10 protein-coding genes are annotated in these 12,256 nt (G+C 62.4%); all 10 read right to left on the bottom strand.

What is annotated here, in order from left to right; translation table 11 throughout:
* Positions 1–104: 104 nt before the first annotated feature.
* Positions 105–1,139 (bottom strand): ABC transporter substrate-binding protein, encoded by a 1,035-nt coding sequence (locus HPQ64_RS02725; protein ID WP_172886843.1) that lies wholly within the window; start codon positions 1,137–1,139, stop codon positions 105–107.
* Between the two features lie 182 nt (positions 1,140–1,321).
* On the bottom strand, positions 1,322–2,113 hold the full coding sequence (locus HPQ64_RS02720; protein ID WP_172886842.1) for an inositol monophosphatase family protein: 792 nt from the start codon (positions 2,111–2,113) through the stop codon (positions 1,322–1,324).
* Between the two features lie 99 nt (positions 2,114–2,212).
* Complete coding sequence (locus tag HPQ64_RS02715) at positions 2,213–3,094, bottom strand: SMP-30/gluconolactonase/LRE family protein (protein WP_172886841.1); 882 nt, start codon at positions 3,092–3,094, stop codon at positions 2,213–2,215.
* Between the two features lie 19 nt (positions 3,095–3,113).
* A complete protein-coding gene (gene edd / locus HPQ64_RS02710) occupies positions 3,114–4,934 on the bottom strand; it encodes a phosphogluconate dehydratase (RefSeq protein WP_172886840.1) in 1,821 nt (606 codons plus the stop codon).
* Positions 4,935–5,050: 116 nt separating this feature from the next.
* Positions 5,051–6,523, bottom strand: coding sequence for a glucose-6-phosphate dehydrogenase (gene zwf / locus HPQ64_RS02705; protein WP_172886839.1), 1,473 nt, complete (start codon positions 6,521–6,523; stop codon positions 5,051–5,053).
* Positions 6,524–6,536: 13 nt separating this feature from the next.
* Complete coding sequence (locus tag HPQ64_RS02700; protein WP_172886838.1) at positions 6,537–7,478, bottom strand: carbohydrate kinase family protein; 942 nt, start codon at positions 7,476–7,478, stop codon at positions 6,537–6,539.
* Positions 7,479–7,543: 65 nt separating this feature from the next.
* Positions 7,544–8,341: an ATP-binding cassette domain-containing protein gene (locus tag HPQ64_RS02695; RefSeq protein WP_172886837.1), complete on the bottom strand. Its 798-nt coding sequence runs from the start codon at positions 8,339–8,341 to the stop codon at positions 7,544–7,546.
* The gene (locus tag HPQ64_RS02690; RefSeq protein WP_172886836.1) at positions 8,338–9,414 is read right to left on the bottom strand and encodes an ABC transporter permease; all 1,077 of its coding nucleotides are present in this window, start codon (positions 9,412–9,414) and stop codon (positions 8,338–8,340) included. The genes HPQ64_RS02695 and HPQ64_RS02690 overlap by 4 nt, the downstream gene beginning before the upstream one ends.
* Before the next feature lie 153 nt (positions 9,415–9,567).
* Complete coding sequence (locus HPQ64_RS02685; protein WP_210260179.1) at positions 9,568–10,578, bottom strand: sugar ABC transporter substrate-binding protein; 1,011 nt, start codon at positions 10,576–10,578, stop codon at positions 9,568–9,570.
* A gap of 35 nt (positions 10,579–10,613) precedes the next feature.
* A complete protein-coding gene (locus tag HPQ64_RS02680) occupies positions 10,614–11,936 on the bottom strand; it encodes an ROK family protein (protein WP_172886834.1) in 1,323 nt (440 codons plus the stop codon).
* Between the last annotated feature and the right edge of the window lie 320 nt (positions 11,937–12,256).

The raw sequence follows: 12,256 nt of genomic DNA, 5'->3' as shown, positions 1-12,256 counted from the left end.
TGGCCGCAAAGAAAGCGGGCATGACGCTCTAACGCTCTGAGTTCGATCAACCTTCCGCTTCCGGATTCTACCATCCGATTGCGGGTCAATCTGACGGCTTGCCCTTAATTGAGGCTGCCGATCTCATCATCCCAGCGCGACAGCAGGCGCTGACGCGTCGCGGAGCTTCCGTATTCCTTGAAGTCGTAGTCGATAAGCTTCACCGTATCGAGGCTCGGTGCCTCCGGCGGAACCTTCGCGCCGGCGTTCGAGGGAACCTGGAAGCTCTTCACCGACGCACCGATTTCCTGTGCTTCGGCGGTCAGCGCCCAGTCGTACCACTTGCGCGCGGCTTCCGGGTTCGGACCGCCTTTGATGATGCTCATCGAGCCGATTTCGTAGCCCGTGCCTTCGCAAGGCGCGATCACCTTGACCGGGAATCCGCCAACGCGCTGCTGCACGCCGTCATGCATGAAGTTGATGCCGATGCCGGTTTCACCGCGTGCGGCGGCTTTCGCGGGTGCGGAGCCGGATTTGGTGTACTGGTTGATGTTGTTGTGAAGCTGCTTTTGATAATCGAAGGCGGCGTCTTCGCCCAGAAGCTGCACGAGAGAGGCAAGAGCGGTATAGGCCGTGCCGGAGGAATTCGGGTTCGCGATCTGGATCTCGCCCTTGTATTCCGGCTTGATCAGGTCGGCCCAGCACTTCGGCACCGGCAGGCCTTTGTCTTCCAGAACCTCGGTGTTGTAGGTGAAGCCGAGCGCGCCCGCGTAAATGCCGACCGTGCGGTTGCCCGAAGAGGTCGCCTGTGAGACCGCCCAGGGCTGCAGCTTTTCGAGCATCGGCGAGATGTATTCCTCAGTCAGGCCTTCTTCGGCCGCCTGCAGGTGCGGGTCTCCGGTGCCGCCCCACCAGACGTCACCTTTCGGATTGCTGGCTTCGGCCTTGAGCTGGGCATAGGTCTCGCCGGAGCTTTTGCGCGTCATGGCGACGTCAACGCCGGTTGCGCGAGAGAAGCCGTTGGCCATCGCCGAGCACCACTCCTCGCCGACGCTGCAGTAAAGGACCAGGCTTTCGGCCATCGCCGCGCCGCTGGACATCGTCACGGCGAGTGCGGCGGTCGAGGCGAAAAGGCGGAGCTTTCCGGAGATCTTTTTCATCGTTTCCTCCAAACAGAATTATCCGGGGCTTTAAACAGCCCCGTTTTGCGGACGATCGCCAGACTGCCGGTCCATGGTCAAAGAAACGATCCGACCGGCGTTTTGCAGCGAACCCGTTCATCCAGCCTGCAAGCGCGATATGAACCGGGAATTTCAGCCGCCCGGCGCCGCTTGTAATTCTGTTAACAGACGAAACCTGTCGCTTTGCTCAGGAAACCCTTCAGGCCAGGGGTACAGGCGAAAATTGTATTGCCTTCCATCAGGCCGTTATCGGCCATGAAGTCGTTCACGAAGCCGCCCGCTTCGGCGATGAGGACAATGCCGGCCATCACGTCCCAGGAGTTGATGTGGTTTTCGAAGTACCCGTCAAGGCGGCCGGCGGAAACAAGGGCGAGAGACAGCGCGCCGGCGCCCTGGCCGCGATGGCTGCAACGCTCCTCGAACAGTGTGGCGATGGTGTTGACGTGGAGTTCCGCGGGCTTGCGGAAATTGGCGCCGATCGCCACGACCGCCTCCGTCGGCTCGGTCGTGGTGGATACGCTGATAGGCTCTCCGTTGAGGGTCGCGCCCTGGCCGGCAGCCGCGGAATAAAGCTCGTCCTGGATCGGGTCGTAAATCACGCCGACGGAAGGCCTGCCGTCCACGACGAGGCCGATCGAAACGCACCAGAAGCCGATGCCGCGCACGAAGTTATGCGTGCCGTCGATCGGATCGACGACCCAGACGATGCGCTCCGGGGTGCCGCCGGTTTCCTCGCCGATGAAACCGTCTTCGGGAAACACCGCGGCCAGACGCGTGCGGATCAGCTTTTCCGTTTCCTTGTCGACTTCGCTGACGAAATCCTGCGTGCCCTTCGCCTCCACGGTGAAGCGGCGGTTCCGGAAACGGTCGAGGGCAAGCTTGCCGGCCTCTCGCGCGGCGGCTTCGGCGACGCGCCGGCGTGCCGACAGGAGTGCTTCGTTCGCATTCGACATGAAATCGTCCTCATATAAAAAAATCTGTCTTGGCCGTGTCCGGTTAAACGCCGTATGTGAACGGACGATTTCAGTTTCACCGGATAATCGTGTGCGCAATCAAGATGTGCGGAACCGATAGGACGGCAAGCCGTGCCTGCCCGGCTTGAAGGCGAAAAGGCTTCCGGACATCGGGTATTCCAGGAGAAGATCTGGATCGTTTCCGGGCCTCAGGCTCGTCACGACAAGCGTGTCGAGATCCGGCCCGCAAAAGCAGGGGATCGTCGGACGGGGAACAGGCATCTCGACCTTTTCGATCAGTTCCCCGGCAGGCGAAAAACAGTTGACGACGCCTGCGGATACGCCCGCCGACCAGTAGTTGCCTTCGCTGTCGATCGCCGCACCGTCCGGGCGGCCGTCCTCGTTCTTCAGCTCAACGAAGCGGCGGCGGTTCGTCGCCGAACCGGTTTGCGGGTCGAAATCCCAGATGTCGACGTAACCGGGGGTGCTGTCGGAGTGATACATCCTCGTTCCGTCGGGCGACCAGGACAAGCCGTTCGAGACATAGAGCCCGTCGACGACTTTCGTCACCTGGCCATCCATCGTCACCCGGTAGAGCGCGCCGATCGGTTCGCGCGGCGAGCTTTCGTGCATCGTACCGACCCAGAACGCTCCGTCGGGACCGACCTTGCCGTCGTTGGTGCGGGTGCGCGCGTCATCTTTCTCGATGTCCGCGATATGGATTTCTTCACCCGTTTGCGGGTCGAACAGAACGACGGAGTTTCGACGGGCGACGATGAGGCGCCCGTCGTCCGTCAAACCGAAGGAACCTATGGTGTCGGCGAACGACCAGGCCTTGCGTTCGCCGCTCGCCCAGTCGCAGGCGTGGATGGCGCAGCCCTTGATGTCGCACCACAGTAGTGTGCCGGAGCGCTCGTCCCAGGTCGCCCCTTCGCCAAGTTCGTTGCGCACGTCGATCAGACAGCGGATTTCATGATTCACTGGAATGTCCCTCAAAAATTCAAGCGCCGAAGACGTGGGCTCCGGTGTCGGCGGTGCCGACCATCGTGCGGAACGCGGCGAAGAGATCCCGCCCTACGCCCGCCTGATTGGCCGAAAGATCGGCGGTTACAGGCTCGCGCGCATCGAATTCCTGCCTGTCGACCAGAACTTCCAGCGTTCCTTTCGTTGCATCGACACGCACTATATCGCCATCGCGCACCTTCGCGATGGGCCCGCCTTGCGCGGCTTCCGGCGTGACATGGATCGCAGCCGGCACCTTGCCGGATGCGCCGGACATGCGCCCGTCCGTCACAAGCGCGACCTTCAGCCCCCGGTCCTGCAGAACGCCAAGGGCTGGCGTGAGCTTGTGAAGCTCGGGCATCCCGTTCGCTTTCGGCCCCTGGAAACGGATGACGGCGACGAAATCCGAAGTCAGCTTCCCCGCCTTGTAGGCTTCCTGCATCTCTTCTTGCGAATGGAAGACGCGGGCAGGCGCCTGGACGATCTGATGTTCGGACTTGACGGCGGAAACCTTGATGACCGCCTTGCCGAGGTTGCCCGAAAGGACGGAAAGTCCGCCCGTCGGGTGGAACGGTTTTGCGGCCGTGGCGAGCACCTTGTCGTTGCCGGAAACCTGCGGAGCGGCTTCCCGGCGCACCGTGCCGTCGTCATTGAGCTTGGCTTCCACGGTGTAACCCGAAAGGCCGGTGCCGTTCACCGTGCGCACGTCCTCGTGCAGGAGGTTGTCCGAAAGCAGTTCGCGGATAAGGAAACCGAGCCCGCCGGCGGCCTGGAAATGGTTCACGTCGGCAAGGCCGTTCGGATAGATGCGCGCAAGCAGGGGGACGACGTCCGAAAGGTCGGAAATATCGTCCCACGTCAGCCTGATCCCGGCTGCGTGGGCGATGGCGACAAGGTGCATGGTGTGGTTCGTGGAGCCGCCGGTGGCGTGCAGGCCGACGACACCGTTGACGATGGCGCGTTCGTCGATCACCTCGCCCGCGGGCGTGTATTCGTTGCCAAGTGCGGTGATCGCAAGTGCGCGTTGCGCGGCCTCCTTGGTTAGCGCATCGCGCAAGGGCGTGTTCGGGTTTACGAAGCTTGCGCCCGGCAGATGCAGGCCCATGATCTCCATGAGCATCTGGTTGGAGTTTGCCGTGCCGTAGAACGTGCAGGTGCCGGGTGAGTGGTAGGATTTCGATTCCGCTTCCAGAAGGGCGGCGCGGTCCACCTTTCCTTCGGAATAAAGCTGGCGCACCTTCGCCTTCTCGTCGTTGGGCAGACCCGACGGCATGGGCCCGGCCGGCACGAACACCGCCGGCAGGTGCCCGAAGGAGAGCGCGGAGATGACGAGCCCCGGCACGATCTTGTCGCAAATGCCAAGGAAGACCGCGGCGTCGAACATCTGGTGCGACAGGCCGACCGCCGCGGCCATGGCGATCACGTCGCGCGAGAAGAGAGAAAGTTCCATGCCCGCCTGACCCTGGGTGACGCCGTCGCACATCGCCGGTACGCCGCCGGCCACCTGCGCCACGGCGCCCATGTCCCGGGCCGCTTCGCGGATGAGATCCGGAAACCGTTCATAGGGCTGGTGCGCGGAAAGCATGTCGTTATAGGCGGTGATGATGCCGAGGTTCGGCACAACGTCGCCGGAAAGCCGCTCCTTGTCGACAAGCCCGCAGGCCGCGAACCCGTGGGCGAGATTGCCACAGGAAAGCGTGCCCCGGCGCGGGCCGTCCTCGCCCGCCTTGCGGATGCGCTCTAGATATGTTTCACGGCTGTCGCGGCTTCTTTTCGCGATACGCTCCGTAACTTCGCCAATCCTCTCGTGAACGGTCATCGGTCAATTCCCCTGGCTTTCGGGCAGCCCGGCCGGTGGCACGCGGGCTTCATCCTCAATGGTGCTCTAAATCGATTTAGGGCGGTCGGGCGGTTTCGCATCGCCCGCCTGCCGGTTCAGATCATGTCTTCGAACCAGGTACGCCCGTCGCGTTCTATCAGCGCGATGGAGGCCGAAGGTCCCCAGGTGCCGGAGGTATAGCCCTTCGGCGCGTCCTTGGCCTGCGACCAGCATTCCAGGATAGGGTCTACCCAGGCCCAGGCGGCGTCGACCTCGTCGCGGCGCATGAAGAGCGTCTGGTTGCCGCGGATCACGTCCATGATCAGGCGCTCGTAGGCGTCCGGATTGCGCACCTTGAAGGCATCGGCGAACGACATGTCGAGGGGAACCTCGCGCAGGCGCATGCCGCCGGGGCCAGGGTCCTTGATCATGATCTGCATGCGCACGCCCTCATTTGGCTGAAGCCGGATGACAAGGCGGTTCGCGTTGATGGAGCCTGCTTCGCTGTCGAAAATCGAATGCGGGATCGGGCGGAACTGGACGACGATCTCCGAAACGCGGGCTGCGAGCCGCTTGCCGGTCCTGAGGTAAAACGGCACGCCCGACCAGCGCCAGTTGGCGATCTCCGACTTGATTGCGACGAAGGTCTCGGTCGTCGAATCGCTACGCCCCAGCTCTTCCAGATATCCCGAAACGGCGCCGCCGGCGGAAGCTCCCGCACGATATTGGCCGCGTACGGTGCGTTTTTCGGCGGTTTCCGGGTCAAGCGGCGTAAGCGCCTTGAGAACCTTGAGCTTTTCGTCGCGCACGGAATCCGCATCCATGGATTCCGGCGGCTCCATGGCGACAAGGCAGAGCAACTGGAGCAGGTGGTTCTGCACCATGTCGCGCAGCGCGCCTGCCGTATCGTAATAGCCGGCGCGGCCTTCCACGCCGAGGCTTTCGGCAACCGTGATCTGCACGTGGTCGATATGGGCGGAGTTCCACAGCGGTTCGAACAGGGCATTGGCGAAGCGGAGCGCCATCAGGTTCTGGACCGTCTCCTTGCCCAGGTAATGGTCAATCCGGAATATCTGATCTTCGCGGAAAACCCTACCGACCGTGTCGTTGAGTTTCTTCGCCGAAGCGCCATCCTTGCCGATCGGCTTTTCAATGACGACGCGCGACTTGTCGCTCACCAGGTCGTGCGCGCCGATGCGCTCGCAAATCGGGGCGAAGAAATCCGGCGAAACGGCGAGATAGAATGCGCGCACCACATCGGGGCGTTCTCCGAGCAGCCTGGCCAGATCCGGCCAGCCCTTGTCGGCGCCTGCGTCCACGGCAAGATAGTCTATGCGTTCAAGGAAGCGCTTGAACACGGTCTCGTCGATGTCGCCAACGTGTTCGCGTACGGACGCTTCTGCCCAGTCCCTGTATTTGCCGGGTTCGAGATCGCGGCGGGCGCAGGCGATGATGCGGGCCTCGTCAGGCAGTTGCCCGTCGCAATCACGGTGATAGAGAGCCGGCAGCAGCTTGCGGTGCGCAAGGTCGCCGGTTGCGCCGAAGACGATCAGATCGAAGGGGTCCACTTCGATGACGCGGGATGCCATGGGACGTGAATCCTCAAGGTTGAGCTTGCAAGGAAGCGAGGTCGCCCAGGGAGGGAAGGTCGGCGCCTCGCCGCGAACAGGTTATAGCCGCCGCATCGACGGCGAACGACAGAATGGCGGACAATGTGTCCACATCGATATTGCGCAGTCGATCCGCCTTCAATAGCCCTTTGCGCGACAGTGCGGCAAGAAGGGCTGCTTGAAAACTGTCGCCCGCGCCGACGGTATCGGCAACATCGACCGTCCTGCCCGGAACGTGAAGTTCCCTCCCTGCGGTGAAACCGTAAGCGCCCTTTCCGCCGTCGGTGACGATGACAAGGCGGACGCCGCGTTCGATCCAGGATGCGGCCAAGGTCACCCGGTCCGCGCCGGAGTAGAGGTTCTCGAGATCTTCCGCGCTGATTTTCAGGATATGGACGTGATCGAGAAGTTCTTCGAGCCGGGCTCGCCAGCTTTCCATGTCCGGGACGACTGTCGGCCGGATGTTCGGGTCGTAGGAGATCACGCGCCTTGCGCTTTCGCGCCTGACGAGATCGAGCACGCTCATGCCGACCGGTTCCACAAGTGCGGAAAACGAGCCGAGGTGGATCGCCTCGATCTTGTCGTCAAGCTTCGGCAGGTCTCCGGTTTCGATCAGGCGGTCCGCCGCACCCTCGCCGTTGAAGGCATATTCGGGAGAGCCGTCCGGGCCGAGGCTGACCACGGAAAGGGTGGTCGGCGCGTTTTTCTGGACGGCGAAGCGCAGGTCGACGCCTTCGCTTTTCAGGGCCTGGCGCAAGCGCCGGCCGAACAGGTCCGTGGAAAGCCCGCTGAAAAATGCCGCCTGCGTTTCAAGGCGCGACAGGCCGACGGCGACATTGAACGGCGAGCCGCCAATCCGGGCGTCGATCTGGAAGCCGGTCGCCGTTTCTTCGGCGAAAAGGTCGAACAGCGCTTCGCCGCACACGAGGATCATGGGGTCTTTTCGTCCATTTGCATGAAATCGGAAAAGGTCCCGCCGGCCGAAGCCGGCGGGTTCAGTCAGGCTGCCTGGGCGTTTTCCGGCGGCTCCATGGCGCCGGTCATGATGGCGACCGCATCGGACATGGAAAAATCCTTGGGGTCGATGACGGCATGCCGCCGTCCAAGACGATGTATGTGGATGCGGTCTGCCACTTCGAAGACATGCGGCATGTTGTGCGAAATCAGCACGATGGGCAGGCCGCGCGCCTTCACGTCCTTTATGAGCTCCAGAACGCGCCGGCTTTCCTTCACGCCAAGGGCGGCTGTGGGCTCGTCCATGATGACGACCTTGGAGCCGAAGGCGGCGGCGCGGGCGACCGCGATACCCTGGCGCTGGCCGCCCGACAGCGTTTCCACCGCCTGGTTGATGTTCTGGATCGTCAGGAGGCCGAGATCGTTGAGCTTCTCGCGCGAGATTCGCTCCATAGCCTTGCGGTCGAGCTTCCTGAAATACTTGCCGAAGAAGCCTGGCACCCGGATTTCCCGGCCCATGAACATGTTGTCGGCGATGGAAAGCGCCGGCGACAGGGCGAGGTTCTGGTAAACCGTCTCGATCCCTGCTTCTCGCGCATCCATCGGCGAGGTGAAGTGGATCGGGCTGCCCTCCAGCCGGATTTCTCCTTCATCCGGCACGACCGCACCGGATATGGTCTTGATGAGGGTCGATTTGCCAGCGCCGTTGTCACCGATCACCGCCAGGATTTCGCCCGGATAAAGGTCGAAATCCGTATGGTCGAGCGCGACGACGCGCCCGTAACGCTTGACGAGGCCGCGTGCGGTGAGAATCGGTTCGCGCTTGGAGGTGTCCCGGGTCATGATGCCACCTTTCTGATCCACTGGTCGATTGCCACGGCGAAGATGATGAGCAGGCCGATCAGGAGATAGGTCCACTGCGGGTCCGTTCCGATCAGGCGCAAGCCGAGCGAGAAGACGCCGACGATGAGCGCGCCGAACATCATGCCGAGGATCGAGCCGCGCCCGCCGAAGAGCGAAATGCCGCCGATCACGACAGCGGTGATGGATTCGATGTTGGTGAATTGTCCCGCCGTTGGCGAAACGGATCCCAGCCGGCCGATCAGAACCCAGCCTGCGAAGGCGCAAATCAGGCCGCCGAGCGAATAGACCGAAATAAGGGTTCGCCTGACCCGCACGCCGGAAAGCTCCGCCGCTTCAGGATCGTCGCCGATGGCGTAAACGTGCCGACCCCAGGACGTGTGATTTAGAACGTATTGCAGCAGCAGGACGAGAAGGATCATGCCGATCACGCCATAGGTGAACACGGCTCCGCCAATATTTATTTTTTCGCCGAAGAACTGGAGAAGCGGGGCCTGTTCGGAGATATCCTGGCTGCGGATCGTTTCATTGGCCGAATAAAGGAAGTTCGTCGCCAGCACGATCTGCCACATGCCAAGCGTCACGATAAAGGGCGGCAGCTTCATGCGCGACACAAGCGTGCCGTTGATGAAGCCGCAAAAAGCGCCGCAGCCGAGACCGCACATGACGGCGAATCCAGCGGGCAAGCCGTAACGGAAGGTGAAGTGCCCCATCACGGTCGATGACAGCACCATGATCGCGCCGACCGAAAGATCGATGCCCGCGGTCAGCACGACGAGCGATTGCGCCATGCCGACGATGCCGACGATCGCCACCTGCTGCAGGATCAGAGTAAGCGCGAAGGGAGAGAAGAACTTCGAACCCAGGATTATGCCGAAGCCCGCGACGGAAGCGAGCAGCACGATCAGCGGCACGCCCGCGGGGTGGGAGTGCAGCGTGTGCTGTATCTGGTCGAGCAGGCTTCGGGAGTGCGTGTCGAAACTCGCGACCCCGGTCGAGCTTCCGTCAAGCCCCTTTTCGAAGTCGCGGTCTTTTGCCGTTTGTGCATCGGCCATGGTTGTCTCCACCCTTAATGGTCGGAAGCGGGGCTCTCAGGCGTTGCGAATTGGCTGCTTTCGCCCCTTTCCGGATACGGCTTCGTCTTGTCGGCGCTTCCGTGGGCGGCGAGGCGGCCTGATGCCGCCTCGCCCTCTTTTTTCCGGTTCAGATCAGCCCCAGCACTTGTCCATGCCTTCCTTGGTGTCGATGGATTCGACGCCGGGAGCGGGCTTGTCGGTCACGAGGGAAACGCCAGTGTCAAAGAAGTTCTTGCCTTCCGTCGGCTCCGGCTTGGCGCCGCTGTCGGCCCAGGCCTTGATCGCCTCGATGCCGAGCGATGCCATGAGCAGAGGGTATTGCTGCGAAGTCGCGCCGATGATGCCGTCCTGGACATTCTGAACGCCCGGGCAGCCACCGTCCACCGACACGATCAGGACGTCGTTTTCGCGGCCCACGGCCTTGAGCGCCTCATAGGCGCCGGCGGCCGCCGGCTCGTTGATCGTGTAGACCACGTTGATGGTGGGATCCTTGGTGAGGAGGTTTTCCATGGCCGTGCGGCCGCCTTCCTCGTTGCCCGCAGTCACGTCGTGGCCGACGATGCGCGAGTCGTCCTCGTCACCCCACTTGTTCGGGTCTTTCACGTCGATGCCGAAGCCGGTGAGGAAGCCCTGGTCGCGCAGCACGCCGACCGACGGCTGGCTGACGGCGAGGTCGAGCAGGGCGATCTTCGCATCGCTCGCGGCATCTCCGAGCGAGGCCGCCGCCCATTGGCCGATCAGCTCGCCGGCCTTGAAATTGTCGGTCGCGAATGTCGCGTCGGCGGCATCGATCGGCTCAAGCGGCGTGTCGAGCGCGATCACGAGGATGCCGGCATCGCGCGCCTGCTTGACGCTGTCGACGATCGCCTTGGTGTCGGAGGCGGTGAGCAGAATACCCTTCGCACCGTCGGCAATGCAGGTTTCGATCGCCGCCACCTGGCTCTGATGGTCGCCGTCGATCTTGCCGGCGTAGGATTTCAGCGTGATGCCGAGTTCATCGGCCTTGGCGGTGGCGCCTTCCTTCATCTTCACGAAGAACGGATTGGTGTCCGTCTTGGTGATGAGGCAGGCGGTGATGTCCTCGGCCTGCGCCGGGGCAATGGCTGCCATTGCGCCCATGGTTGCAAGGACGGAGCCGGTCATTAGGAGCTTGCGGATCATGTGTTTTCCTCCCTGGTCTATCGTGGTGGTGACGCACGGGAGCTGACCAGTCCGGCTTCCGTGCGTGTCTGAGAGCGGAGTTCGGCCGTGCCGGCTGACGCCGGCCCTTCGCCTTGCCCCGGGTCGTCGCCCGTCAGGATCGAGGCCCTGGGCGAGAAGTTGAAGAACATCGGCAGGCTGGCGGCGCCGATCGCCCCCGCATCCGGGCCGAACGATCCGCGCTCGATCATTGGCGGCTTGCGTGCCTCCGGCGCGGTATTGGCCATGGCCTGGCGAAGGCGCGACATGAGCTGTTCGATCAGGCCTCCATCAATATCCGCGTCGATTACCAGTATCGATACGTCGACGATGGCGTGGGCCGACCAGACGGCGGGAAGAAGCGCGTCGATGCAGTCGTCGAGCCATTCGACCACGGCTGGCTGACCTGTTTCCACCGCCTGCTCGAGGTCCGTGCGGCTGGCGGTCGCAATGCCGCGAAAGGCCAGATGCCGGGTGAGGGCGGCGAGCGATGCGCGCGTAATGAGAAGATCCCAGGGACCGGAGGGTTTCGGCGCGGATGGGAGCTTGCTCGGCGGGACGGGCATGACCGCGAAATGGCCGGCATTGCCGGAGACGCCGCGCAGGCAATCGCCACCGGTCACGACGCCGCCGCCGATCGCCGGGCCGATGAAAACGTAAAGGAAATCATCGTGTTGGCGACCGACGCCATAGAAAAGTTCGGCGATTGTCGCAGCAGTTGCGTCGTTTTCGCAGAAGACCGGGAAAGGCAGCGCCCCTTCCAGCAGCCTGCGAAAGTCGACATCGTCCCAAAGGCGAAACGTGTCGCCCGGAAGACCGAGCTCATGCAGCCATGCACCCAGGTTGAAGGGTATGCCGAGGCCGACGCCCGTTACCCGCTCGCGCTGGGATTCATCCAGCAATTCCAGGAGGTTGTCGATGTCACGGGAGATTATTTCGCAGGCTTTATCGGGTGTCGGCAGGATGCGGTCGTGCGCTCTGCGGCCGATGACCCTGCCGGAAAAGTCGACCAGAACGGTCTCGATGGACGTCCGATCTAGCCGAACTCCGAAACCGAAGGCGCCTGCTGCGTCAAGGCGCAAGATCGTCGCCGGCTGGCCGCGGCCGCCGTCGTGGCGTTTGCCGATGGTTCGAATAAGGCCGCCGGCCTCCAGTTCCTGGATGATTCCGCCGATCGCGGCATTGGTAAGATTGGCGAGGCGGGCGAGTTCCGCCTTCGAGGCTTCGCCGACGCGGCGCAGCACCTGGAGAACGATCCGCTCGTTGTATCGGCGCAGCTGAACCGAATTGGAGCCGCGACCGACCCGAGGCCGCTTCGTCACTTTGTCCTCCCTTCGCTTCGGCTTATTATTATGATAATTATTACGCGGTTGCCTAGCCGCGCCATTATGCCGAAACTAATTAATTCCAGTTGATTTAATTAATCCATAGACGCGGTCTCGTGTCAATAACCTTGATGTTTTTGCTGAAAAATACCTGACGGATTTGCAATGTGCCGATTAATTTCACGCCTTTCGCGAGACGCGCACCGAAATCCGGCCTGAAATGGGTGCTGGCTTAAAGCGGCGCTATCCCCGCGGCGGCGAAAAAGGTGAATTTCGGGGACATTCGGATGCATTTACGGGAAACGAAAATTCCTCAG

Origin of the sequence: Hongsoonwoonella zoysiae (assembly GCF_013266695.1) — a bacterium.
Taxonomy (GTDB): Bacteria; Pseudomonadota; Alphaproteobacteria; order Rhizobiales; family Stappiaceae; genus Hongsoonwoonella; species Hongsoonwoonella zoysiae.
Note: the sequence above shows the minus strand (reverse complement) of the source record. Positions and strands in the feature narration are given on the sequence as shown.